Below are 24,675 nucleotides of genomic sequence, written 5' to 3' on the forward strand. Positions count from 1 at the left end.
GCAGGTCAGACCGACTTCGACAACTGTTCGAGGATCTGCGGATTCTCCAGCGTCGACACGTCCTGGGTCACCTCCTCGCCCTTGGCCACCACGCGCAGCAGGCGCCGCATGATCTTGCCCGAGCGCGTCTTGGGCAGGTTCTCGCCGAAGCGGATGTCCTTGGGCTTGGCGATGGGGCCGATTTCCTTGGCCACCCAGTCGCGCAGTTGCTTGGCCACCGCGGCGGCCTCGTCGCCCTCGGGGCGCGCGCCCTTGAGCACCACGAAGGCCACCACGGCCTCGCCCGTGGTGTCGTCCGGACGGCCCACCACCGCGGCCTCCGCCACCAGCGGGTGCGCGACCAGCGCCGATTCCACTTCCATGGTGCCCAGGCGATGGCCCGAGACGTTCAGCACGTCGTCGATGCGGCCCATGATCCAGAAGTAGCCGTCCGCGTCGCGCTGGGCGCCGTCGCCGGCCAGGTAATAACCGCGCAGCTCGGGCGGGAAGTAGCTCTTCTTGAAGCGCTCCGGGTCGCCCCAGATATTGCGGATCATCGCCGGCCAGGGTTTCTTGATCACCAGGAAGCCGCCGTTGCCCTGGTCCACGTCCGCGCCGGTCTCGTCGACCACGGCGGCGGCGATGCCCGGCAAGGGCAAGGTGCAGGAACCCGGCTTGGTGGGCGTGGCGCCCGGCAGCGGGGTGATCATGTGGCCGCCGGTCTCCGTCTGCCACCACGTGTCGACGATGGGGCAGCGTTCGCCGCCCACCTTCTTGTGATACCACATCCACGCTTCCGGGTTGATGGGCTCGCCCACCGAGCCCAGGATGCGCAGGCTGCTCAGGTCGTAGCGTTCCGGGTCCGTATCGGGCGCGGCGGCGGACGCCTTGATCAGCGAGCGGATGGCGGTGGGGGCGGTATAGAACGTCGTCACCTTGTGGCGCGCGATCATGTCCCAGAAGCGGCCCGCGTTGGGATAGGTGGGCACGCCCTCGAACACCACCTGGGTCAGGCCGGCCGCCAGCGGGCCGTAGGCGATGTAGGAGTGGCCGGTGATCCAGCCCACGTCGGCCGTGCACCAGTAGACGTCGTCCGGACGCGCGTCGAAGGTCCACTTGACGGTCAGCAGCGACCACAGCAGGAAGCCGGCGGAGGCATGCTGCACGCCCTTGGGCTTGCCGGTCGAACCGGAGGTGTAGAGGATGAACAGCGGATGCTCGGCTTCCACCGGCACCGGCTCGCACTGCCCGGACTGGCCGGCCATCACGTCATGCAGCCACAGGTCGCGGCCCTCCACCCAGGCCGTCTTGCCGCCGGTGCGGCGATAGACGATGACCTGGCGCACGGCGTCGCAGCCGCCCATGGCGAAGGCTTCCTCCACCGCCGGCTTCAGCGGGATGGTCTTGCCGCCGCGCACCTGCTCGTCCGCGGTGATCACCAGCGTGGCGCCGACGTCGACGATGCGCTCCTGCAGGCTCTTGGCGGAAAAGCCGCCGAACACCACGGAGTGGGTCACGCCCAGGCGCACGCAGGCCTGCATCACGACCACCGCCTCGATCGACATGGGCATGTAGATGATGGCGCGGTCGCCCTTCTTGTAGCCCAGCTTCTTCAGGCCGTTAGCGAGTTGGCAGACGCGCTCCAGCAAGGCGCGGTAGGTGATCTTCTCGACCTTGCCGTCGTCCGCCTCGAAGATGATGGCGGTCTTTTCGGCGTTGCTTCCCTGCGCGTGCCTGTCCAGGCAGTTGGCCGAGACGTTGAGCTCGCCGTCGCCGAACCAGCGGTAGAACGGCGCCTTGCTGTCGTCCAGCACCTGGGTGAAGGGCTTGGTCCAGACCAGGTTCTCGTTCGCCAGGCGCCGCCAGAAACCGTCGAAGTCCTGCTCGGCTTCCAGGCACAGCTTTTTGTAGGCATCCATGCTGCCGATGGCCGCGCCGGCGGACGCGGCGGGCGGCGGCGGAAACACACGGTTCTCGACCAGCACGGATTCGATGGCGTTGGACATGACGCTCTCCTTCAGAGAATTTTGACGCTGCTGTTTTGCTTGCAAATCTATTTATATTCGTCGGGCTATGTGTGTCCGGCTCTATACCGCGGGCTCCATATGTCGGGCTCCATATGCCGGGCTCCATACATCGGGCTCCATACATCGGCTCCCATACTTCGGGCAATCCGATTCTAGCCCTTAGCCGGCCTCGGCGAGGACCTGCCGTATCGCCTGCTCGAAGGCCTCCACGGGCTGGCCGCCGCTCAACAGGTACTTCTGGTTGAAGATGATGGCCGGCACCGATTGGATACCCATATCGATGTATTCCCGTTCTTCCGCGCGGACCTCGTCGGCGTACTGTCCCGTTTCCAGCACCCGACGCGCCGCGGCGCCGTCCAGCCCCACCGATTCGGCAACCTCGACCAGCACGTCGTGCTGGCTCGGGTCCTTGCCCTCGCCGTGGTAGGCCCGCAGCAGCGCCGCCTTGAGCGGCAACTGCCTGCCTTCGAGGCCGGCCCAATGCAGCAGGCGATGGGCGTCGAAGGTGTTGTAGACGTGCGTGCGCGGCCCGAAGGCGAAGCCCACGCTGGCGCCGCGCGCGCGGATCATGGCCTGCGATTCGGCGATCTGCTCGGGGGTGCGGCCGTATTTCCGTCCCAGGTAGTCGACGATGGCCTCGCCTTCGGGCCGCATGTCCGGATTCAATTCGAAGGGATGGAAGACGATGCGGGCGTCGACCTCGTCCCCCAGGTTCGAAAGCGCCCGTTGAAGCGACCACAGCCCGACCGCGCACCAGGGACAGGCGATGTCCGAAACGTAGTCGATTCGTAGAGATTGCGTCATTTTTTCCATCCTGGTCGATGCGGGTCGATCTGGTCCCGGCCCATCCTGGTCCATCCGCCGGCGGCAGCGCCGCCGTGCCTCAAAGGCCCAGGGCCGCGATGCCGGCGTTGGCGATGGCGACGTCGTCGGTCGACTTCACGCCGGACACCCCCACCGCGCCGACCACCACGCCCTGCGCGACGATGGGCACCCCGCCTTCCAGCATCCCCGTCATCGGCGCCGACAAGAAGGCATAGCGGCCGTTGTTGATGGACTCCTCGTAGACCTTGGACTCGCGCCGGCCGAGGGCGGCGGTCTGTGCCTTGGCCGGGGCGATCTGCGCGGAAATGGGCGCGGCGCCGTCCAGCCGCAGCAGGCCCAGCAGGTGGCCGCCGTCGTCGGCGACGGCGATCGAGACCGCCCATTTGTTGGACTGCGCATGCGCTTCGGCGGCCGCCAGGATCTTCTTGACGTCGTCGGCGGTAAGGACAGGCTTGCTATTCATTTCAGCGATTCCTTGATCAGTTCCAGTGCGTTGGGATCCTCGATCGTCGCCAGATCGCCGGGATCGCGTCCTTCGCACACCGCCACGATGGCCCGCCGCAGCACCTTGCCGGAACGGGTCTTGGGCAAGGCGGCGACGAAACGGATGCGCGCCGGCCGCGCCACCGCGCCGAGCTGCTGATCGACCACGCGCATCATATCGCCTTCCAGCGCGCGCACGGCCTCCTCGCCCTCGGCCTGCGCGGGATCCTTCAGCACCACGAAGGCCGAGGCCACCTGCCCCTTCAGCGCATCGGCCACGCCCACCACCGCGCATTCGGCCACCTTGGCGTGGCTGCTGATGGATTCCTCGATCTCGCGCGTGCCCAGCCTGTGGCCGGCCACGTTGATCACGTCGTCGGTGCGCCCCAGGATGAACCAATAGCCGTCCTCGTCGACCCGGCCCCAGTCGAAGGTCGAATACACCTGGCGGCCCGGGATGGATTCGAAATACGTGCGCACGAAGCGTTCGTCGTCGCCCCAGATGGTGCTCATGGCGCCCGGCGGCAGCGGCGGCACGATGGCCACCACGCCCTTGCGGCCCGGGCCCAGGTCCTCGCCGGTGCTTTCGTCGATCACCCGCACGTCGTAGCCATACGTCGGGAAGGAGGGGCTGCCCAGCCGCGGCGGCGTGCGCTCCACGCCGGGCTGCGCCGACAGGATGGGCCAGCCGCTTTCGGTCTGCCAGTAGTTGTCGATGATGGGCTTGCCCAGGGCCTCGCCGATCCAGCGCGCGGTCGGCTCGTCCAGCGGCTCGCCGGCCAGGTAGATGGCGCGCAGCGAGGACAGGTCGTGCCGCCGCAGCAGCTCGGGATCCTGCCGCTTGAGCACGCGCACCGCGGTCGGCGCCGAGAACAGCGTGTTCACCTTGTAGCGCTCGACCAGCTTCCACAGGATGGCGCCGTCGGGCCGCACCGGCGTGCCCTCGTAGAGAATGGTGGCCTGGCCGCCGATCAGGGGGCCATAGACGATATAGGAATGGCCGACGACCCAGCCGATGTCGCTGGTGCAGAAAAACGTCTCGCCCGGCTTGCCGTTGAAGATGTACTCCATCGACGCGGCCAGCGCCACGGTATAGCCGCCCGTGTCGCGCTGCACGCCCTTGGGCTTGCCGGTCGTGCCGGAGGTATAGAGGATGTAGCTCGGTTCGGAGGACTCCAGCCAGGTCACGGGCACGCGCGCGCCCTCGTGCCGCGCGCGCAATTCGGCGTAGTCCCATTCGCCCTCGCCCAGCGGGGCCGGCGCCAGGCCGCGGTCGAGCACGATGACGGCGGCGGGACGGGAGGCGCTCAGGGTCAGCGCCTGGTCCAGCAGGGGCTTGTAGGGCGTGACCTTGCCGCCGCGCGAGCCGGCGTCGGCGGACACGATGACCTTGGGGCGCGCGTCGTCGATGCGCTGCGCCAGGTTGTGCGCGGCGAAGCCGCCGAATACCACGGAATGGATGGCGCCCAGGCGCGCGCAGGCCAGCATGGTGAACACCGCCTCCGGCACCATGGGCATGTAGAGCAGCACCCGGTCGCCCCGGCCCACGCCCTGCTCGCGCAGCATGGCCGCCACCGCATTGACCTCGTCATGCAGTTGCGCCTGCGTATATACCCGCTCCTGGTCGACCTCGGTGGAGACCCAGATCAGGGCTTGTCTATCGGCTTGAAGGGGGAGCCAGCGGTCAACCGCGTTGTAACAAAGATTCGTCTTGCCGCCCACGTACCAGCGCGCGAAGGGGGGCCGGCTGTCGTCCAGGGTCCGCTCGGGGGGCGTGTCCCAATGTATGCGGCCGCCTTCGCGGCGCCAGAACTCGTCGCGGTGATGCACCGAGGTGTAGTGGAAATCCCGGATTTTTTGCATGCGTGTCTCCTGTTATGGTCCGACTGTTTCAGATTCTTGACGATCCTTACCAGTTATTTAGTCTGATCTAAATGACTGAGAAGTGCTTTCAAGACATCGCTGCGGTGCTTCCCCGGCGCTGGGCTGCTCGCATCACTGCAAGGCCCCCCTGCTGCTCTTTTCGAAGCTCTTTAGATTCTAGCCATAACAGCGCCGCATAGCTTATGCAGCTTGTTACATCTTTAGTATACGCAGCACCCTGGTCATCTGTACGCAAGATTGATAAAATCACGCGAGTTATTACAGTCCAGTTCCAGCTCTTCCGTTCGTCACCCCTCTTAAACCACGGCGGTCGTCCGTCGTCTTCCAGGCGTTTTCCGGCGCCTTCAAGCGAACAATGAACCGATACGGCCACCGTCTCTCGCGCATCCTATCCCCCCTCCTCCCCAATACCCGCCTGTTGCGGCTCGGCAGCGCAGCGCTCGGCGCCGCCATCCTCGCCGGCTGCGCGAACACCGGCACCTCCCAGCGCTACGACTACGCCTCGACCGACCTGGAAGGCTATGAAGCCGAATGGGCCAGCAATGCCGACGATCCCATCGGCATGCTCCTGGCCGAAAAGCTGCGCCGTCCGGTGCGCGGCGGCGGACAGGGCCTGGCCTACAAGGGCGGGAACGGGACCGACAACGTGCTGCTGGCGGGCGAGGCGCTGAACTACCTGGGCATCCGCTACCGCTTCGGCGGCACGTCGCCGTCGACCGGCTTCGATTGCAGCGGCCTGGTGTCCTATGTCGCCCAGCAGTCGCTGGGCCTGAAACTGCCCCGCAATGCCGCCGAGATGTACCAGAAGGTCGGCGTATCGGTGGCCCGCAACGACCTGCAGGTGGGCGACCTGGTGTTCTTCAACACCATGGGCCGCCGCTATTCGCACGTAGGCATCTACCTGGGCGACGATCGCTTCGTCCACTCGCCCAGCGCCGGCGGCAAGGTGCGCATCGAAAGCATGGAGCTGGCGTACTGGAGCAAGCGCTACAACGGCGCCCGCCGCATCGACGGCGCCCTGCTCGCGCAAGCCCGCGCCGGCAACTGATCCCGCGCGGGCGGTTTTCCTGCCCGCTTCATTTCCCCGTATTGAACTTGAACGGCTGCCCGGCGCCCGTGGACGCCGGCGGCCGCGGCTTGCCGATCATGGCCCGCAACACGCCATCGCGGCGGATCAGCCCGTGGTACAGCGCCGCCGCGAAATGCGCGACGAAGGTCAGGAAGAACAGATAGGCCAGCCAGCGATGCGCGAGCCGCAGCCAGGCGAACAACGCGGCATCGGCCGGCGCGATCGGCGGCAGGGTCACCCCGGCGGCCAGGGTCACCGGATAGCCGCCGGCCGACAGCATCGCCCAGCCGATCAGCGGCATGGCGATCATCAACGCATACATCGCCACGTGCGACCCATGCGCGGCAAGCTTCTGCCATGCCGGCAAATCCCGCGGCAGGGCCGGCGGCCGCGATGCCAGCCGCACGACCAGGCGCAGACAGGCCAGAGCCAGCACGGCCGCGCCCAGCGGCCGGTGCAGGGACAGCAATGCCTCGTGCCAGGTCGACACGGTAGCCGTCATGCCCACGCCGATAAAAAGCATCGCGACGATCATCGCCGCCATGACCCAATGCAAGGCGCGCGCGGGCCAGCCAAATACGGTTTTCATCATTTCTTCTCCGAAGACAGGGGAGCCGCGCCGGGGATGCCGGCCTCTTCACTGGTGCGGCGCAGATAGGAATCCGCATAGGCGGCGGCCCGCGCCGCCAACAGCGGATCATGGGAAACCTGGATGCCGGCCGGCAGGACGGTCGGGTCGTAATTGACGTCCCTGCACGGCCCGCTGTCCTGCGGCGCGACGCCATCGAGCACCAGGGTGCCGGCGTCTATCGTCGTTCTGTCCGCGGGCCAGCTCCTGGTCGCGTCATCGACGGGATCTCCGGGAGCCGCCAGCGTGAGCAGCAGCTTCCAGCGCTGCGGACCGGCGGCGATGCGGCGCGGCAGGTCCTCCCGCAGGATGTCCGGCTCGCCGGCGGGCGCCGGGTCGCCGGCCCCGCCGGCTTGTTGGGGCGCCATCCGCCACCGCACCGCCTGCCGCTTGCCGTCCTTGTCCACCAGGTAGAACGCGTTGAGGGAGTAATAGGTTTCCGTGGCGAAACTGGCGCTGGGCCTGGCCCCTTTGACCCATGCCAGGAACTGGGCCATTTCCGGATGCGCGCCGACAAAGGCCTTCAGCTTTCCGGGATCGGGCTTGCCGGTCTTCGGGTCGGGCGCGCTCGCGACGGCCTGTTCATAGAACGCCTGCGGCGTCGCCAGGGGGAATACCGGCATACTGTTCATGCCGGTTCTCCACTGCTCCCCGTCCGGCGCGGTGAGCCGCAAGGCCATGCTGCGGATCGGCACGCTGCTGTCCGGCGCATAGGGATTGCCGCCCGGCAAGGCGAAGCGGCCCACCACCGGGGCCTTGCCCACGGCGAAGAAAGGCGCGGTCGAATAGACGCTGGCCGCGCCATTGCCCTCGAAGTAACCGCTCACGCAAATGCCTTTGGCGTGATTGCGCCGGTATCCCGGATGCAGGCCGCCGTTGGCCTGCAGGGCATCGACGATCCGTGCCGGCGTCAGCCGCGCGGGCGCCAGCCAGCCGCCGACATAGCCGAAGGCGAGAACCACCCCCGCCACGGCCGCGCCCAACACCGCCCAGCGCAGCGGCTGGCGCGCCGGATCGCGCGGTGATGTAGTCTGTTCCATCGAAATCGCTCCCGACCATGAGGTCCTGTGTAGAACCGCTGTAAGACGCCGGCCCTCCCGCTTTATTCCCTGGGATATTTTTTCCGCTCCCATGGAATAAACCGCGGCCTCGCGCGTCTTACGGGTTCCGACTGGCGCTTTTCGCGCGCGCATTCCCTTCCCCGCCCGCTCCCGCGTATCCGGGAAACCTGGCCCGCCATGCCTTCGACTTCGACCGAACAAGACGATCAACTGCGTGAACTGATTCCACGGCTACGGCGCTTCGCGCTGTGGCTGACCCGCGACGTCCACGCGGCCGACGACCTCGTCCAATCCACCCTGGAGCGCGCGCTGTCCCGCTGGGCCAGCCGGCGCGGCGGCGACACCCTGCGCAGTTGGCTGTTCACGATCCTGCATCGGCGCTTCATCGACGGACAGCGCAGCGCGAAACGCCATGCGCGGCTGCTCGGCAGCCTGCGGGAGCCCGATGAAGCGCACTGGCCATCGGCCGAACACATGGCCGCCACCCGCTCCACGCTCAACGCCTTCGGCGAACTGTCCGCCGAGCAGCGCGGCCTGCTGCTCCTGGTGGCCGTCGAGGGCTTCAGCTACCAGGAGGTCGCCGACCTTCTCGACGTGCCGATCGGCACGGTCATGTCACGGCTTTCCCGCGCGCGGCAGGCATTGCGCCAGCTCAGCGGCGGGAAGCGTCCAGCCCCCTTGTTGCGAGTCATGAAATGAGCATTCCTCCAGACGAAGACGATCTCCATGCCTACGTCGACGGCCGGCTCGACGACGAGACGCGCGAGTCCCTCGAACGCGCGTTCGCGCAAGATCCGGGCAAGGCCGCGCGGGCGCAACGCTGGCTGCGGGACGCCCGGAACCTGCGGGCCGAGCTGGACGACCTGCCGCTGCCGCCCGCGAATCCGGCGCTCGATCCGGCGGCGATCCGCGCCGGGCTCGCCGCGCGCGCGCGGACACGCTGGGCGATCGCGGCGTCCATGGTCCTTTGCCTGGGGTTGGGCACGATGGGGGGCTGGCAGGCGCGCGGCTGGCGGGGCGGCGTGGACGCATCCTTGCGCGCCGCGCCCATGAGCGACGCCATCGCCGCCTACAGATTGATGGTGGTCGACCGCAGCGCGCACATCGATTTCACGGCATCCAGCGTCGGCGAATTGCAGGCGTGGCTGGCGCGCAGCGTGGGGCCCGGGGCCAGGCTGCCGGATCTGGCCGCGGCGGGCTTCCACCCGGTCGGCGGAAGATTGTTCGCCACCGAGGGAGGCGCGGCGGCCATGGTCCTTTACGAGGATGCCGCCAAGCGCACGCTCAGCTTCTACCTCCGGCCGCCGGAAATGCCGCGGCAGCGGCTGCCGGCCGGCAAACGCACGGACGGTGGACTGCTGGCGCGCTATGGCACCCTGCACGGCCTGCTCTATGCCGTGGTCGGACCGGTGGAAAGCCTGGACGAGAACGCCGTTGCGCACGCGCTGGACGAACAGACATGAACCACGCCGCGCGGCTGCGCCGCTTGCTGCCCCCCGAGGGGGCGCTTTTCATCTTGGGAGCGGCCCGGCGATGAAAAAAGCCGTTGCATGAACCGACCCCGGAGGTCGACCCATGCAACGGCCCTTGCTTGAAGTATCCAGCCCTGCCCTGCCCGAACGCCGCGCTCAGTGCGTCTTCACGCCGCTGTTCGGGTTGTTCGGACACAAGCCGCACTGGTTCAGCGCCTGCTGCATGCTGCATACCGAGCGCCGGCACGCCACCACCTTGATGCCCGCCCGCTGGGCCGAATGGCGGAACGTCTTCATGACGTTGTGGCCGAGGAAATCGGTCAGCAGGATCACCAGTTGCGTGCCCGTGGGCAACGACAAGCCGCGTTTCTGATGCGAAGGATCACGCCCGCTGATATGGTGCGTGATCGAAATGTTGTGTCCTTTCAGCAAGTCCGGGATGTTGCCTAGCCGGTCCGCCCCCACTACCACTGCGCTTAGTCCCGCCATGAGATTCCCTCGTTGCGTTCGTTGATGTGGGATTAATGATAATGATTCTTGTTTGTTTGGGCAAGTAAATGAGAAAACTTCTTATTTATATTTTTTATTGAGAAAACTGAAGGCATAGTGGGGATCGGGGAGAGGCGTCTTCCAGGACAGCCCCTACGATCCCACCGCAACCGCCGCCGCGGCTTGCGTTGGATCAAGAAGGCCCCGCTTCGGCCGCGCAAAAGACAAACGGGCGGCGCCATCGCTGGCGCTGCCCGTTTTGGGGGACACAAGGCTTCCCGGGACTGCCCGGGCGGCGTTCTAGTCGGCCTGCTGCCCTTGCACCGCCTTGGCCACGACGTTGCGCGTCAGGGCCGGCGCCAGCATCTCGATGAAGGTATAGACGTAGTCCCGCAGGAAGACGCCCGCCTTCACCCCCACCCGCGTCGTATGGGTGCCGAACAAGTGCCCCACCGGCAGGCCGATCAGGCCGCTGTCGCGGCGCGGATCGTAGGCCACGCCGGCGATGATGCCGATGCCCAGGCCGACGTCGACGTACGTCTTGATCACGTCGGCGTCGATGGCCTCCAGCACGATGTCCGGGTGGATGCTCTTGCTGGCGAAGACCTCGTCGATGGTCGAGCGGCCGGTGAAGGCGCGGTCGTAGGTCACGATCGGATAGGCCGCCAGTTGTTCCAGCGTCAGCCGCTTGGCCTCGCTGGACTTCAGTTCGGCCAGCTCGTGGTCCGGCCGCACCACCACGGTGTGCTCCCAGGTATAGCAGGGCAAGGTCGCCAGGCCCGGCGTCAGGGCCAGGGACTCCGTGGCGATCGCCAGGTCGGCCTGCTCGTGCAGCACCATTTCCGCCAGTTGCGACGGGCTGCCTTCGGCCAGGGACAGGTGCACCTTGGGAAATTGCTTGCGGAAGGTGGGAATCACGCGCGGCAACAGGTAGCGCGCTTGCGTATGGGTACACGCGATCACCAGGCCGCCCTCGTCGCGGCGGGCGAACTCGTCGCTGACCTTCTTCAGGTTATCGACCTCGCGCATGATGCGATCGATCACCTGGGACACGGCCAGCCCGGGCTTGGTCAATCCCTTGATGCGCTTGCCATGGCGTTCGAAGATCTTGACGCCCAGTTCATCCTCGAACTCGATGATGGCCTTGGACACGCCGGGCTGGGACGTATAGAGCATGCGCGCGGCTTCGGTAAGGTTGAAGTCGCGGCGGATGGTTTCTCTGACAAAACGGAATTGTTGCAGGTTCATGGGGGATTCCTGAGCAGGACCCCCGATTATAGGTAATAAAGAACGCATTCCAAATTACATATTAGTATAAGCTTAGGCGCTATACGGCCATGGAGAAAGGCCGCATCGCGCCGGCGCCCCGCAAAGACGCAACGCATCGTCAGTCCGCGAACGCCAAGCCCTCGCCCGGCGTCCGCGAACATCCCCCTCTTACTTCATCGAAATAGTCGAATTCACCGTCCGGCCATGGCCCGACCAGCGGGCCGTGACGGTCTTGGTCTGGGTCCAGAACTGCACCGCCTGCTTGCCGTTGGGGCCCAGGTCGCCGAGCTTGGAGCCGCGTGAGCCGGTGAAGCTGAACCAGGCCACGGGCACCGGGATGGGGATGTTGATGCCCACCTGGCCGACGTCGATGTTGTTCTGGAAATAATGCGCCGCGGCGCCGTCCTGGGTGAAAAGCGCGACGCCGTTGCCGTTGGGATTGCCGTTGACGAAGGCCACGGCGTCCTCCAGCGTTTCCACCTCCACCACGCACAGCACCGGTCCGAATATCTCCTCCGTGTAGATCTTCATATCGCCCTTCACGCCCGAAAACACCGTGGGGCCGACGAAATTGCCCTTCTCGAAACCGCTGACCTCGATGCCGCGGCCGTCGAGCAGCAGTTGCGCGCCTTCGTCCACGCCCTGCTGGATCAGGCCCTCCACGCGCTTGCGCGCCGACGGCGACACCAGCGGGCCGAGATCGGCCTGGCGATCGACGCCGTTGTTGACCTTCAGCTTGCGCGCCCGCTCGACGAACTCGGGCAGCCACTCGCGCGATTGACCGACGAACACCGCCACCGACGTCGCCATGCAGCGCTGGCCCGCCGCGCCGAAAGCCGCGCCCAGCAACTGGTTGAGCACCACTTCGGGGTCCGCGTCGGGCAGCACCACGCAGTGGTTCTTCGCGCCCATCATGGCCTGGCAGCGCTTGCCGGCTTCCGACGCGCGGTGATAAATCTCCGTGCCCACGCGCGTCGAACCGATGAAGGAGACCGCCTTGATATCCGGATGGTCGCAAATGCCCATGGCGATGTCCGGGCCGCCATGCAGGACGTTCAGCACGCCCGGCGGCAGGCCCGCCTCCAGCGCCAGTTGCGCCAGGAACAGGGAAGACGTCGGATCCTGCTCGGAAGGCTTGAGGATGAAGGTATTGCCGCAGGACACGGCGATGGGGAACATGAAGCAAGGCAGCATCACCGGAAAATTGAAAGCCGTGATGCCGGCGCACACGCCCAGGGGCTGGATCAGCGTGTAGACGTCGATGCCGGACGCGGCGTTCTCCGCGTACTCGCCCAGTTGCAGGCTGGCGATGGCGCAGGCGTGCTCGACCACCTCCAGGCCGCGTCCCACTTCCCCCTCGGCATCGGGCAGGGTCTTGCCATGCTCGCGGGTGATCATCTCGGCCAGCTTGCCGGTGTTGTCGCGCAGCAGTTGCTGGAACTTCAGCATGACGCGCATGCGCGTGCCCTGGCCGGCGTTGCGCCAGGTCTGGTAGGCCTCTTTCGCATTGGCGACGGCGCGGTCGAGCTCCTCCCGCGTGGCGAAAGGCACTTGCGCCACCACCTCCTGGGTCGCGGGATTGACGACGTCGCGCCACTGCGTGGTTTTCGATTGCACCAGCTCGCCGCCGATCAGCAGCGGCAGGCGGGGAATGTCGGTCATGATGGTCTCCTCGTAAGCGGGTTCATTGGCGCGCGGACTGCTGCACCAGCGGGCAGGTGGAATCGGCCAGCGGCTGGAAGGCGTCGGCGGCGGGAATCACCGAGACCAGCTTGGAATAGTCCCAATCGCCATGCGATTCGGACGGCGTCTTCACCTGGTACAGATACATATCGTGGATCACGCGGCCGTCGGCACGGATGGTCGCGTGACGCATGATGGGATCGTCGATGGGCATGCGGCGCATCTGCGCCGCCACCTTGTCGGCGTCGGTGGTGCCGGCCGCCGCGACGGCGCGCAGGTAGTGCAGCACGCTGGAATAGACGCCGGCCTGGGTCATGGTGGGCTTCAGGCCGCGGAAGGCCTTCTCGAAGCGCGCCGACCATTTGCGCGAGGCGTCGTCATAGTCCCAGTAGAAGCCGTCCACATAGGACAGGCCCTGGGCGTTCTGCAGGCCCAGCGCCCGCAGGTCGGACAGGAAGACCAGCAGCGCCACCAGCCGCTGGCCGCCGGCGACGATGCCGAATTCCCGCGCCTGCTTGACGGCGTTGACGGTGTCCTGGCCGCCGTTGGCCAGGGCCACCACCTGCGCCTTCGAGGACTGCGCCTGCAACAGATAGGACGCGAAATCCGGCGCGTTCAGCGGATGGCGCACGCTGCCCACCGTGGTGCCGCCCAGGGCCTTCACGGCCTTGGCGGTATCGGCCTCCAGCGCATGGCCGAAGGCGTAGTCGACGGTGATGAAGTACCAGGACTTGCCGCCGTTGGCCACCGTGGCCTTGGCCGCCGCCACCGATTGCGAATAGGTGTCGAACATCCAATGGAAACCGGTGGGCGAGCATTCCTTGTTGGTCAGCGCCGTGGTGGCTGGCCCGGAGAACAGCGCGATGCGGTGCTTTTCACGGGCGATGCCCTGCACCGCCAGCGCCACCGCGGAGTTGGTCAGGTCGGCGATGGCGTTCACGCCGTCCCGGTCGAACCACTCGCGCGCCCGCGCCGCGCCGACGTCGGCCTTGTTCTGGTTGTCGGCCGACACCAGCGAGATCTTCATGCCCTTGCACTGCGCCGCCAGGCAATCGTCGATGGCCATCTGCGCGGCCGCCACCGACCCGGCGCCGCCCATGGAGGCATAGTTGCCGGACATGTCCGTCAACACGCCGATCTTCACCGTCGGCTGGCCGGCGGCGTGCGCGGCAAGCGGGAACAGGACGCCCGCGGACAGCGCGGGCGCGAGGCGGCGCATGCGGGACAGGACGGAGGGAAGCTGCGCGCGGACGCGCGCCAAGGCGCCCAGCGGTGCTGGCGCGGCATTGCGGAATTTCATGGACTTGTCTCCTGGTTCTTCGCTGCCGGCCGCATGGGGTCTGACGCCTCCTCCAGCCTGGGCGGCCTCTATGGACCGTAGCCCAGTGTAGATGTGTAAAAATCCCCCAGCAATTGGACAAAATGCACATGACTTGTGCGAAATTACACAAGAAAACGGATCCGCCCGGTTTTGCCCGGCGCGGCGCGAAAACGGAGCAAGACGAGATGCTGGACTGGGACAGCCTGCGCTATTTCCTGGCCGTGGCGCGCACGCAGCGCGTGAGCGCCGCCGCCCGCCTGCTGGGCGTGGAACACACGACCGTCGCGCGCCGCGTGCGCGCGCTGGAAGCCGAGATGGACGTCCTGCTGTTCGAGAAGTCCCGCAGCGCGGGCTTCATGCTGACCGAGGACGGCCAGCGGCTGTTCGTCCATGCCGAGCAGATGGAAACCTGCGTGCACAACGCGCGCGAGAACCTGTCCGGCGTCGGCCAGGCGCCCTCGGGGCATATGCGCATCGGCGCCACGGAGGGTTTCGGCAGCTACGTATTGACGCCGCTGGCCGCGGATTTCCAGCGCCGCTATCCGCACATCACCCTGGACATCCTGCCGGTGCCGCGTTTCGTCAGCCTGTCCAAGCGCGAGGCGGACCTCGCCATCACCATCGAACGCCCCCAGCGCGGGCCCTACGTGTGCAGCAAGCTGTGCGACTACGCCCTGAAACTCTACGGCACGCCCGACTACCTGGCGCGCCATCCGGCCATCCGCCACCGCGACGACCTGTCCGGCCATACCTTCATCGGCTACGTGGACGAACTGCTTTTCAGCGAAAGGCTGCGCTACCTGGAGGACGTGCTGCCCGCCAGCCGGGTGGTGTTGCGCAGCACCAGCGTCATTGCCCAGTACCACGCGGCGCTGCAGGGACAATCGCTGGCCATCCTGCCCTGCTTCATCGCGGCGCAGGATCCGCACCTGGTCCCCATCCTGGAGCGCGAAATCTCCATCACCCGCAGTTTCTGGATGTACTGCCACGAGGACCTGCGCAGGCTGAAGCGGGTCACCCTGCTGTGGGATTTCATGCGCAAATCGGTGCTGGGCAACGCGGCGCTGCTGGCTGGGCGCGGCGGCGCATTGCGCTATCTGCCCTGACGGCACGCCGGCCGGCGGCGCGCGCAGCAGGCGCGGAATAAGGCATGGAGGGCTATTCAGGAAAAAGGGCGCCGATTCAATATCAGCGCCCTTCCCTCATGCCGCTGCCGGAGTCGGCGGCTTGCCCTTGTCGCGCGGCGCTTTCACGCGCAGGCGGCGGTGGAACAGGTAGAGGCCGAAGACCAGCACCACCGCGTGGATCGCCCAGGAGCCCACGCCGAAGGGAATGCGGCCATCGCTGATCCAGGCCCGGACCAGGTTGATCAGGTTCATGTACAGCAGCGCGACCAGGCCGGAAATCAACAGGTCGCCGGAACGTCCCAGGCGCGGATTGACCGCGCCCAGCGGAATCGCCAGCAGCGCCAGGTTCAGCGCGGCCAGGGGCATGGACACACGCCACATCACCTGCGACCACGAACTGGTGGTGTTGTCGTCCATCAGTTGCAGCGTCGAGCGGGCCTTGCTGGAACGCTCGGCGGCCGCGCGCGCGGCCTCCACCGGGTCGGTGCCGCTCTTGCTTTCCAGGCGCACGCCGTAATGGTCGAAGGCGACCATGCGGAACTCGGCCGAGCCCGGCTTCAGGTCGTAGCGATGGCCCGCGCCCAGGACCAGGAAACGGTCGCCGTTGGGCTGGACTTCGGTGTGCGCGCTGTCCGCGGTCAGCACGCTGAGCCATTCCGGATCGATGGCGCGCACGAACACGTGGCCCAGTTCGTCATGCGGGTCGGTGGGATTCTCCGCGAAGAACACGCGGTCGCCGCTGCTGGATTCGCCGAACTGGCCGGCGGTCACCTTGGACAGGTCGGAACGCTGCTCGAAGCGCTGGCGGTATTCGCCGATCTGCCGGTAGGCCCACGGCGAGGCCTCCAGCGTCAGGACCGCCACGATGAAAGCCACCGGGATCGCCACGCGCATGACGGGACGCAGCCAGTCGGCCAGCGACAGGCCGCTGGCGAACCAGACGACCATCTCGGACTCGCGGTAATTGCGGGTGACCGTGGTCAACACCGCGATGAACAGCGCCACCGTCATGATGGTCGGCAAGGCGGTGATGGTGGAGAAGGTCGCCAGGCCCAGCACCACGTCCGCGCCGATCGTGCCGCCGGCGGCTTCGCCCAGCAAGCGCACCAGCAGAACACTGAGCCAAACCACCACCAGCGTGGAAAACACTACGCCTGCGTGACTCGTGATCTCGCTGACGACAGACCGTTTGAATAGGGACATGGGAAAATATGCGGGATAATCGTCCGCACTGAACGACACACGGGAAAAAGCCCTCATGGAATTTAGCACACACAGCACCGCCTCCTTGCACCAGATCAAGACCGCCGCGCTGGCGCTGGGCGTCTACGCCGACGGCATCCTGTCTCCCGCCGCCGAACTGATCGACCGCGCCAGCAACGGCGCCGTGCGCGACGTCGTGAAAAGCGAATTCCGCGGCCGCACCGGCAGCACCCTGGTCTTGCGCGCCCTGCCCGGCGTCACGGCCCAGCGCGTGGTCCTGGTCGGCCTGGGCAAGCAGGCCGAATACGGCGCGCGCGCCCATGCCGCCGCCGAGCAGGGCTTCGCCGCCTACCTGGTGTCGGCCCAGTTGGCCGAGGGCGTCTCGACGCTGGCCGCCAACGCCTACCCCGATTCGACGCTGCGCGCGCGCGCCCGCGCCGCGGCGATCGCGGCCGGCAACACCACCTACCACTACGACGCCACCTTCGGCAAACCCGACCGCGACGCCCGGCCCAAGCTGCGCAAGATCACGCAGGTGATCGAGCGCAGCGACGCCGCCCAGGCCCAGGCCGGCCTGCGCGAAGGCGGCGCCATCGCCAACGGCATGGAGCTGGCGCGCACGCTGGGCAACCTGCCCGGCAACGTCTGCACGCCCACCTACCTCGGCGAAACGGCCCGGAAGCTGAGCCGCGAGTTCAAATCGCTGAAGGTCGAGGTGCTGGAGCGCAAGCAGATCGAAGCCCTGGGCATGGGCTCCTTCCTGTCGGTGGCGCGCGGCTCCGACGAGCCGCCGCGCTTCATCGTGCTGCGCCACACGCCGCCCAAGCCGGCCGGCGCGCGCAAGGCCGCCGCCAAGGACGGCGCGGGCCCGGTGGTGCTGGTCGGCAAGGGCATCACCTTCGATTCCGGCGGCATTTCGATCAAGCCGGCCGCCACCATGGACGAAATGAAATTCGACATGTGCGGGGCCGCCAGCGTGCTGGGCACCTTCCGCGCCCTGGCCGAGCTGGAACTGCCCTTCGAGGTCGTCGGCCTGGTCGCCAGTTGCGAAAACATGCCCAGCGGCAAGGCCAACAAGCCGGGCGACGTGGTCACCACCATGTCGGGCCAGACCGTCGAAATCCTCAATACGGACGCCGAAGGCCGTTTGATCCTGTGCGACGCCCTGACCTACGCGGAACGCTTCAAGCCTTCCGCCGTGATCGACATCGCCACGCTCACCGGCGCCTGCGTGGTGGCCCTGGGCAACGTCAACAGCGGCCTGTTCTCCAAGGACGACGCCCTGGCCGACGCCCTGCTGAAGGCCGGCCGCGAGTCGCTCGACCCCGCCTGGCGCATGCCCCTGGACGACGCCTACCAGGACCAGTTGAAGTCCAACTTCGCCGACATCGCCAACATCGGCGGCCCGCCGGCCGGCGCGGTGACCGCGGCCTGCTTCCTGTCGCGCTTCGCCAAGGCCTACCGCTGGGCCCACCTGGACATCGCCGGCACGGCCTGGCGGGGCGGCAAGGACAAGGGTTCGACCGGCCGGCCGGTGCCCCTGCTCATGCAGTACCTGCTGAACCAGGCCTGACCGGCGCCGCCGCATGCCGCGCATCGACTTTGCCTTCGGCGCTCCCGACCGCCTGCGCACGGCCTGCCAGGTCGTGCGCAAGCAGTACCTGGCGGGCCAGCGGCTGGTGGTCTATTGCACCGACGCCAGCCGCCTGTCCGCCTTCGACCGCCTGCTGTGGGCGCTGGACGATATCTCCTTCATCCCGCACGTCCTGGCCACCGACGCGCTGGCCAGCGTCACCCCCGTGCTGCTGACGGCGTCCGACCCGGCGCGCGCGGCCGCGGCCGCCGGCCCCGAAGGCACGCCGCCCTGGCTGCTCAATTTGGACGACGACTGCCCGCCCGGCTACGATGGCTATGAGCGGGTGCTGGAAATCGTCTCGCAGGACGACGCCGACCGGCAGGCCGCGCGGCAGCGCTGGCGCGCCTATGCCGCCGCCGGCCACGAACCGCAGAGCCACGCCATCGGCGGGGCGCAGCGCGGCCAGCAAGGCTGAAGCGGCCCGGCCGGAACACCAAGAGGTCCTACGCATGTCCGACACCCGGGACGACGATCCCGCCATTCCCACCCTCACGATCCAGGCCGGTCCGGCACGCCCGGCCGAGGCGCCGGCGGAACTGCCGCCGCTGCTCACCGAGGTCGTGGAACGCGGGGCGGCACGGCTGCCCCCGGACCCGGTGCTGCGCGCCGCCCTCCAGGCCGAGCTGGAACACATGCTGGCGCAGGCGCTGGAACGCGCCATGGCCCACGTGCGGGAGGAAATGGAAGCGGAACTGCCGGCCGCGGTGACCCGCGTGGTATCGCGCCTGCGGCCCGGCTGAGGCAGCCGCCTGGTGCAACCTGGGCCTGTTATCCTGGCTCGAACGGATTAATGCCTCAAGCCAGGTCCCCTGGACCTTGCGGCGGCAGGATTTGTCCCTATGTTCTGCTTTGCTTGCGCTGATAAAATTCCAAACTTCAGGGAACTGTCAGGTATGCTTTGCGTCCAAGTACCGTGTGGCCTTCCATAAGGCCCTTACAGGAGTCAAACTCATGAACGATTATCGTCCGTCCCCCTTTAACCGCGCAGGCGCCTACGCCGGCGCGCCGGGCGAAGTGGTCCGCAACCGCGTCTTGCGCAATACGTACTGGTTGCTGGCCGTGTCGCTCATTCCCACGGTGCTGGGCTCGGCGGTCGGCCTCTATACCGGCATCAACCGCGTCATGGCCGCCAGCCCGGGCATGTCCGCCATCATTTTCCTGCTGGGCGCCTTCGGCCTGATGTTCGGCATCGAACGCAACAAGAACAGCGGGCTGGGCGTCGCCCTGCTGCTGGCCTTCACGTTCTTCATGGGCGTCATGCTGTCGCGCCTGCTGGGCTTCGTCATGGGGCTGCAGAACGGTTCGCAGTTGATCATGATGGCCTTCGGCGGCACCGCCGTCGTGTTCGGCGCCATGGCGACCTTGTCGACAACCATGAAGCGCGACCTGTCCGGCATGCAGAAATGGCTGTTCGCGGGCGCCATCGTCATCCTCGTGGCGGCGCTGGCCAACATCTTCCTGCAACTGCCCGCGATGATGCTGGCCATCTCCACGCTGGCCGTGGTCATCTTCTCGGCCTTCATGCTGGTGGACCTGCAGCGCGTGGTCAACGGCGGCGAAACCAACTACGTCACCGCCACCCTGGCCATCTACCTGGACGTCTACAACGTCTTCACCAACCTGCTGGTCCTGTTGAGCGCCTTCACCGGCGGCAACCGGAACTAAGCCGACCCCTGGTGTCGTTGAAGGGCTGGCCTCCGGCCGGCCCTTTTGCATTGAGGCCCGCGCGTTTGCGCGCCAGCCGTCAAGGGAGATACCGCCATGCCCACCCGCCGCCGCCTGCTGCAAGCCGCCTGCGCCAGCCTGCCCGCCACCCTGCTCTCCGGCGTCGCCCGCGCCGCCGACAGCCCGGTAAACCATCGGGCCATTCCCGCCACGGGGGAGATGCTGCCCACCGTGGGCATGGGCACCGCCGACACCTTCGACGTGGACCCGCAAGGCGCGGAAATGGCCACGCTGGAGGACGTCCTGAAACGCCTGGTCGCCGCGGCCGGCAAGAATGCCGTCATCGACACCGCGCCCAGCTATGGCCGCGCCGAGGCCGTCACCGGCGAGCTGCTTGCCCGGCAGCACGCGCGCGACGGCATTTTCCTGGCCACCAAGATCGGCGCCACGGGGCGCGACGCGGCGCTGCGCCAGGTCCACAACTCGCAGGCCATGCTGAAATCGCAGCGGCTCGACCTCATCCAGATCCACAACCTGATCGATACGGTCAACCAACTGGCCCTCCTGCGCGAACTCAAGCAGCAGGGCGTGACGCGCTACGTCGGCATCACCCACTACACCGAATCGGCGCATGACGAACTGACGCGCCTGGTCGAGCGGGAGAAACCCGATTTCGTGCAGATCAACCTGTCGGTCACGGCGCGCGGCGCGGAGCAGCGCCTGCTGCCGGCCTGCCAGGCCCACGGGGCGGCGGTCCTGATCAACCGCCCGTTTCGCGACGGCGCGCTGTTCCGGCAGGTGCGCGGCAAGGCCTTGCCGGCCTGGGCCGCGGAGATAGACTGCACCAGTTGGGCGCAATTGTTCCTGAAATTCATCATCGGCCACCCCGCCGTGACCTGCGTCATCCCGGCCACTTCCAAACCGGCCAATATGGCGGACAATCTGCTTGCGGGCCGGGGCCGCCTGCCCGACGCCGCCATGCGCGAGCGCATCGCCGCCCTGTTCACCTGATTTCTTTACCCGGTCCGGAGGGCGCCTCGGCCCGGGCCCTTTTTTCGGCACGCAGGGCACGCGGGGCGCCCTGGCGTCGATAGCTGGGAAGCCGCCGCCATCGCCAGGCCGCAAACCGCAAGCAAGCTGCAAGCCGTCTCCGTCTCTCATCCGACCGCCATGACCAGCCCGTTCACCTCCGTCATCGAACGCGCCAGCCGCGCCGTCAACGTGCGGCCCGGCGAGGGGCGGGCCGCCGTGTGCGGCTTCGGCTTCTTCTTCTGCCTGTTCACCGGCTATTTCATGCTGCGCCCCATCCGCGAGACCCTGGGCATCGCGGCCGGCGTCGACAAGCTGCAGTGGCTGTTCACCGCCACCTTTCTCGTCATGCTGGCCGCCGTGCCCTGCTTCGGCTGGCTGGCCCGGCGCACGCCGCGCACGCGCTTCGTTACCTGGGCCTACGGTTTCTTCGCGGCCACCCTGGTGGTCTTCGCGGCGGTGTTCCAGGCCGCGCCCGACAACGTATGGGGCGCGCGCGCCTTCTACGTATGGATCTCGGTATTCAACCTGTTCGTGGTCTCGGTCGCCTGGAGCCTGATGGCCGACGTTTTCCGCACCAGCCAGGCCAAGCGGCTCTTCGCCTTCATCTCCGCCGGCGCCAGCACCGGCGGCCTGCTCGGCCCCGTGCTGGGCGGCGTGCTGGCCGGCCCCCTGGGGGCGGCCGGGCTGGTGCTGCTGTCGGCCGCGCTGCTGGCGGCCACGCTGCCCCTGAAATCCTGGCTCATGGGCTGGCGCGCCCGGGCGGGCGCGGGCCAACCCGAAAGCGATGCCACGCAGGCGCCGCGCCGCGACGAGGATCCCTCGCGGCCCATCGGCGGCGGCATCGTCGCCGGCGCCACGCGCACCTTCAAGTCGCCGCTGCTGCTGGGCGTTTCCGCCTTCGTCGTCCTGCTGGCCACCGCCAGCACCTTCCTGTACATGGAACAGGCGCGCCTGGTGGCCCACGCCTTCGCCACGCCGACGCAGCGCATCCAGGTCTTCAGCGCGTTGGACTTCACCGTGCAACTGCTGTCCCTGCTGACACAGCTTTTCCTCACCGGCCGGCTGGCGCAGCGCCTGGGCGTCACTTTCCTGCTGACCGTCGTCCCGCTGGCCATCTGCGCCGGCTTCCTCGTGCTCGCGGCCTGGCCGGTCTTCGGCGTGCTGGCCGTGGTCATGGTGTTGCGCCGCGTGGGCGAATACGCGCTGGTCAGGCCGGGCCGCGAAATGATCTTCACCACGGTGAGCGCCGAGGACAAGTACAAGGCCAAGAATTTCATCGATACGGTGGTCTACCGCGCCGGCGACGCCGCCAGCGCCTGGGTCAAGACCGCCGTCGACGCCCTGGGGCATAGCGCCGCGATCGTGGCGCTGGTCGGCGCGGCGGGCGCCGGGCTGTGGGCGATATGCGGCTATCTGCTGGGCCGCGCCACCGATGCGCGCCAGGCGGCCGCGGCCGGAGCCGGGAATGAGACCGGAACCGGAACCGGGACCGGCCCGGCTACCTTGCGATAAAGGAAGGCGGCGGCATCAAGGCATCAACCCGCGTGCAGCCACCCGCACGCCTCGGCTCGCCCGCATCAGCCCAGCCGTTGCAGATCCAGCAGCACCCGGCGCGTCGCCAGTTCGCGGCCGGCCAGGTTCTGCGCCAGGCGTTCGCGCAGGTCGCGCCGCAGCGCGGGCTCGATGGCGGGATCCTCGAAATCCGGCATTTCCGCGTCCACGCCGTAGCCGGTTTCGCGCAGCAAGGTCCATTCGAAGCGGCGCAGCGCGGCGGCCGCGCGGCTGCCGGCGGCCAACTGGGTCAACGCGGTCTGGTAGGCATCGAACAGGACAGGATGGGCATCCTCGCGCGGCATCAGGCGCAGCAGCAGCTCGTTCATGTACCACGCCGACATCAAGGCCCCGCCGGCCAGGGGCAGCACCCCGGCGATCTCGGCCCGCGTCAGCGTCTTGACCTCGCCCGCCCCGGTCCACGACAGGCTCAGGGGCTGGAACGCCGACAGGACCGGCCGCAACACGGAATAAGGCCGCTTGGCGCCCTTGGCCACCATGGCGACGCAGCCGAACTCGCGGGAAAAAGCCTGGATCACCAGCGACGTCTCGCGCCACGGCGTGGCATGCAGCATGTACGCGGGGCTGTCCTGCACCCGGGGAGAACGCCGGCTCATGAAAGGCTTACTCGTAGCCCAGATCGCGCAAGGCGCTCTCGCGCTCCGACCATCCCTTGCGCACCTTGATGTAGACCTCCAGGTGCACCGGCTTGTCCAGCATCTTGGCGATGTCCTGGCGCGCCTCCGAAGCGATGCGCTTCATGTGCATGCCGCCGGCGCCCAGCAGGATGGGCTTGTAGCTGTCGCGCTCGACGAGAATGCACGCGGCCACGCGCGCGCCCTTCTCGCTTTCTTCCCATTGCTCGATGACCACGGTGCAGCCATAGGGCAGTTCGTCGCCGACCAGGCGGAAGATCTTCTCGCGGATCAGCTCGGCGGCGATGAAGCGCCTGGGGCGATCGGTCAGCGTATCGGCCTCGAACATGGCTTCGTTCTCGGGCAGGCGCTTGGCGATCTCGTCCAGCAGGACGTCGAGCTGGCGGTCCTTGGCGGCGCTGACAGGAATCACCGCCCCGTAGTCGTGCAGCGTGCTCAGCCGGGCCACGTAGGGAAAGAGTTCGTCCCGGCTCTTCAGCGCATCGATCTTGTTGACGGCGAGGATGCAGCGCTCGCCCTTGGGCAGCAGGGGCAGCAGCTTGGCGTCGCCCTCCGACCACTTGCCCGCCTCGACCACGTGCACCACCACGTCGACGTCGTTCAAGGCCTGGGTGACCACGCGATTCATCATGCGGTTCATGGTCCCGCCATGGCGGGTCTGGAAACCGGGCGTGTCGACGAAGACGAACTGCTCATGGTCGCGCGTCAGCACGCCATGGATGCGATGGCGCGTCGTCTGCGCCTTGCGCGAGACGATGGAGATCTTGCTGCCGATGAGGGCATTGTTCAGGGTGGATTTGCCGACGTTCGGCCGGCCGACGATGGCCACGAAGCCGCAGCGGAAAGGTTGTTCGCTCATTTCACTTCTTGGGCGACCGCGACGGGCAAGGATAGCTGCGCGGTCTTGCGCGCGCGGGGCGCGCGCTTGGGGTTCTTGGCGGGACTGGCGGCCTGCGCCGCCTCCAGCGCCGACTTGGCCGCGGCCTGCTCGGCCGCGCGGCGGCTGGCGCCGGCGCCCACCACCTTGATTTCCCAGGCGGGGATGGCGCACTCGACCTCGAATTGCTGGCTATGGGCGGCGCCGTGGGTGGCGATCACCGTATACACGGGCAAGGCCAGCTTGCGGCCTTGCAGGAATTCCTGCAGCAGCGTCTTGGCGTCCTTGCCCAGCGTCTTGGGGTCGACGGTAGCCAGGATGGGTTGATACAGGCGGGCGATGACGCGGCGCGCGGCATCGAAGCCGCCATCCAGGAAGACGGCGCCGAAAATGGCCTCCAGCGTGTCGGCCAGGATGGAGGGACGGCGGAAGCCGCCGCTTTTCAGCTCGCCCTCGCCCAGGCGCAGGTCGTGCGAAAGCTCCAGCTTCTGCGCGATGTCCGCCAGCGAAGCCTGCTTCACCAGGTTGGCGCGCAGCCGCGAGAGGTCGCCCTCGTCGATCTTGCCGTAGCGATCGAACAGCATGGAAGCGACCACGAAGTTCAGGACGGAATCGCCCAGGAATTCGAGTCTCTCGTTATGGCGCGCACCATGGCTGCGATGAGTCAGCGCCTGCTCCAGCAGGGCCTCGTCACCGAAGCGGTGATCCAGACGGGATTGCAGCGCGGCTAGGGACATG

General features: G+C 67.4%; 23 protein-coding genes and 1 pseudogene. 10 read left to right on the plus strand and 14 right to left on the minus strand.

Annotated features, from left to right (window positions below):
- Positions 1 to 5: 5 nt before the first annotated feature.
- The 4 genes from acs to CAL29_RS20280 all read right to left on the minus strand — a co-directional run bounded on the left by acs (position 6) and on the right by CAL29_RS20280 (position 5,177).
- The gene (gene acs / locus CAL29_RS20265) at positions 6 to 1,985 is read right to left on the minus strand and encodes an acetate--CoA ligase (RefSeq protein ID WP_094854826.1); all 1,980 of its coding nucleotides are present in this window, start codon (positions 1,983 to 1,985) and stop codon (positions 6 to 8) included.
- A gap of 180 nt (positions 1,986 to 2,165) precedes the next feature.
- On the minus strand, positions 2,166 to 2,810 hold the full coding sequence (locus CAL29_RS20270; RefSeq protein ID WP_094854827.1) for a DsbA family oxidoreductase: 645 nt from the start codon (positions 2,808 to 2,810) through the stop codon (positions 2,166 to 2,168).
- Positions 2,811 to 2,889: 79 nt separating this feature from the next.
- Positions 2,890 to 3,294: a heme-binding protein gene (locus CAL29_RS20275; protein WP_094854828.1), complete on the minus strand. Its 405-nt coding sequence runs from the start codon at positions 3,292 to 3,294 to the stop codon at positions 2,890 to 2,892.
- On the minus strand, positions 3,291 to 5,177 hold the full coding sequence (locus tag CAL29_RS20280; protein WP_094854829.1) for a propionate--CoA ligase: 1,887 nt from the start codon (positions 5,175 to 5,177) through the stop codon (positions 3,291 to 3,293). The genes CAL29_RS20275 and CAL29_RS20280 overlap by 4 nt, the downstream gene beginning before the upstream one ends.
- A 376-nt stretch (positions 5,178 to 5,553) precedes the next feature.
- On the opposite strand from CAL29_RS20280, the gene CAL29_RS20285 reads away from it, so the two are divergent.
- Positions 5,554 to 6,246, plus strand: coding sequence for a C40 family peptidase (locus CAL29_RS20285; protein ID WP_094854830.1), 693 nt, complete (start codon positions 5,554 to 5,556; stop codon positions 6,244 to 6,246).
- Positions 6,247 to 6,334: 88 nt separating this feature from the next.
- Here the strand turns inward: CAL29_RS20285 and CAL29_RS20290 are convergent.
- A pseudogene (locus CAL29_RS20290) lies at positions 6,335 to 6,859 on the minus strand (cytochrome b); the annotation flags it as partial.
- Positions 6,856 to 7,935: a catalase family peroxidase gene (locus CAL29_RS20295; RefSeq protein ID WP_094854832.1), complete on the minus strand. Its 1,080-nt coding sequence runs from the start codon at positions 7,933 to 7,935 to the stop codon at positions 6,856 to 6,858. The gene CAL29_RS20295 and the pseudogene CAL29_RS20290, both read right to left, overlap by 4 nt.
- Positions 7,936 to 8,133: 198 nt before the next feature.
- Here CAL29_RS20295 and CAL29_RS20300 point away from each other — a divergent pair, with 198 nt between their 5' ends.
- On the plus strand, positions 8,134 to 8,655 hold the full coding sequence (locus tag CAL29_RS20300) for a sigma-70 family RNA polymerase sigma factor (RefSeq protein ID WP_094854833.1): 522 nt from the start codon (positions 8,134 to 8,136) through the stop codon (positions 8,653 to 8,655).
- Complete coding sequence (locus CAL29_RS20305) at positions 8,652 to 9,419, plus strand: anti-sigma factor family protein (protein WP_094854834.1); 768 nt, start codon at positions 8,652 to 8,654, stop codon at positions 9,417 to 9,419. The genes CAL29_RS20300 and CAL29_RS20305 overlap by 4 nt, the downstream gene beginning before the upstream one ends.
- Positions 9,420 to 9,584: 165 nt before the next feature.
- On the opposite strand, the gene CAL29_RS20310 is transcribed toward CAL29_RS20305, so the two are convergent.
- The 4 genes from CAL29_RS20310 to CAL29_RS20325 all read right to left on the minus strand — a co-directional run bounded on the left by CAL29_RS20310 (position 9,585) and on the right by CAL29_RS20325 (position 14,088).
- The gene (locus CAL29_RS20310) at positions 9,585 to 9,917 is read right to left on the minus strand and encodes a DUF2325 domain-containing protein (protein ID WP_094854835.1); all 333 of its coding nucleotides are present in this window, start codon (positions 9,915 to 9,917) and stop codon (positions 9,585 to 9,587) included.
- 300 nt (positions 9,918 to 10,217) lie between these two features.
- Positions 10,218 to 11,165, minus strand: a complete 948-nt coding sequence (locus tag CAL29_RS20315; RefSeq protein ID WP_094854836.1) for a CysB family HTH-type transcriptional regulator — start codon at positions 11,163 to 11,165, stop codon at positions 10,218 to 10,220.
- Between the two features lie 189 nt (positions 11,166 to 11,354).
- Entirely contained in the window at positions 11,355 to 12,848 is a 1,494-nt protein-coding gene (locus CAL29_RS20320) for a CoA-acylating methylmalonate-semialdehyde dehydrogenase (protein WP_094854837.1), read from the minus strand.
- Between the two features lie 22 nt (positions 12,849 to 12,870).
- Entirely contained in the window at positions 12,871 to 14,088 is a 1,218-nt protein-coding gene (locus CAL29_RS20325) for an ABC transporter substrate-binding protein (RefSeq protein WP_094856783.1), read from the minus strand.
- Positions 14,089 to 14,375: 287 nt separating this feature from the next.
- Here CAL29_RS20325 and CAL29_RS20330 point away from each other — a divergent pair, with 287 nt between their 5' ends.
- A complete protein-coding gene (locus CAL29_RS20330; protein ID WP_094854838.1) occupies positions 14,376 to 15,296 on the plus strand; it encodes a LysR family transcriptional regulator in 921 nt (306 codons plus the stop codon).
- Positions 15,297 to 15,392: 96 nt separating this feature from the next.
- Here the strand turns inward: CAL29_RS20330 and lptF are convergent, their stop codons facing one another.
- On the minus strand, positions 15,393 to 16,520 hold the full coding sequence (gene lptF, locus CAL29_RS20335) for an LPS export ABC transporter permease LptF (protein WP_094856784.1): 1,128 nt from the start codon (positions 16,518 to 16,520) through the stop codon (positions 15,393 to 15,395).
- Between the two features lie 55 nt (positions 16,521 to 16,575).
- Between lptF and CAL29_RS20340 the strand changes: the two genes are divergently transcribed.
- From CAL29_RS20340 to CAL29_RS20365, 6 genes are all read left to right on the plus strand, one after another.
- Entirely contained in the window at positions 16,576 to 18,093 is a 1,518-nt protein-coding gene (locus tag CAL29_RS20340; RefSeq protein WP_094854839.1) for a leucyl aminopeptidase, read from the plus strand.
- Positions 18,094 to 18,106: 13 nt separating this feature from the next.
- The gene (locus tag CAL29_RS20345) at positions 18,107 to 18,571 is read left to right on the plus strand and encodes a DNA polymerase III subunit chi (RefSeq protein ID WP_094854840.1); all 465 of its coding nucleotides are present in this window, start codon (positions 18,107 to 18,109) and stop codon (positions 18,569 to 18,571) included.
- Between the two features lie 34 nt (positions 18,572 to 18,605).
- Positions 18,606 to 18,896: a hypothetical protein gene (locus CAL29_RS20350; protein ID WP_094854841.1), complete on the plus strand. Its 291-nt coding sequence runs from the start codon at positions 18,606 to 18,608 to the stop codon at positions 18,894 to 18,896.
- Between the two features lie 211 nt (positions 18,897 to 19,107).
- Complete coding sequence (locus tag CAL29_RS20355; protein ID WP_094854842.1) at positions 19,108 to 19,821, plus strand: Bax inhibitor-1/YccA family protein; 714 nt, start codon at positions 19,108 to 19,110, stop codon at positions 19,819 to 19,821.
- Positions 19,822 to 19,917: 96 nt separating this feature from the next.
- Entirely contained in the window at positions 19,918 to 20,832 is a 915-nt protein-coding gene (locus CAL29_RS20360; protein ID WP_094854843.1) for an aldo/keto reductase, read from the plus strand.
- Positions 20,833 to 20,991: 159 nt separating this feature from the next.
- Complete coding sequence (locus tag CAL29_RS20365) at positions 20,992 to 22,365, plus strand: NTP/NDP exchange transporter (RefSeq protein ID WP_094854844.1); 1,374 nt, start codon at positions 20,992 to 20,994, stop codon at positions 22,363 to 22,365.
- 65 nt (positions 22,366 to 22,430) lie between these two features.
- Here the strand turns inward: CAL29_RS20365 and recO are convergent, their stop codons facing one another.
- Genes recO through rnc form a run of 3 tightly spaced genes read right to left on the minus strand, consistent with a single transcriptional unit; the run spans position 22,431 to position 24,674 of the window.
- Positions 22,431 to 23,021 (minus strand): DNA repair protein RecO, encoded by a 591-nt coding sequence (gene recO / locus CAL29_RS20370; RefSeq protein ID WP_094854845.1) that lies wholly within the window; start codon positions 23,019 to 23,021, stop codon positions 22,431 to 22,433.
- Positions 23,022 to 23,028: 7 nt separating this feature from the next.
- On the minus strand, positions 23,029 to 23,919 hold the full coding sequence (era, locus tag CAL29_RS20375; protein WP_094854846.1) for a GTPase Era: 891 nt from the start codon (positions 23,917 to 23,919) through the stop codon (positions 23,029 to 23,031).
- Positions 23,916 to 24,674, minus strand: a complete 759-nt coding sequence (gene rnc, locus CAL29_RS20380) for a ribonuclease III (protein ID WP_094854847.1) — start codon at positions 24,672 to 24,674, stop codon at positions 23,916 to 23,918. The genes era and rnc overlap by 4 nt, the downstream gene beginning before the upstream one ends.
- Between the last annotated feature and the right edge of the window lies 1 nt (position 24,675).

This window comes from Bordetella genomosp. 10 (assembly GCF_002261225.1).
Classification (GTDB): domain Bacteria; phylum Pseudomonadota; class Gammaproteobacteria; order Burkholderiales; family Burkholderiaceae_B; genus Bordetella_C.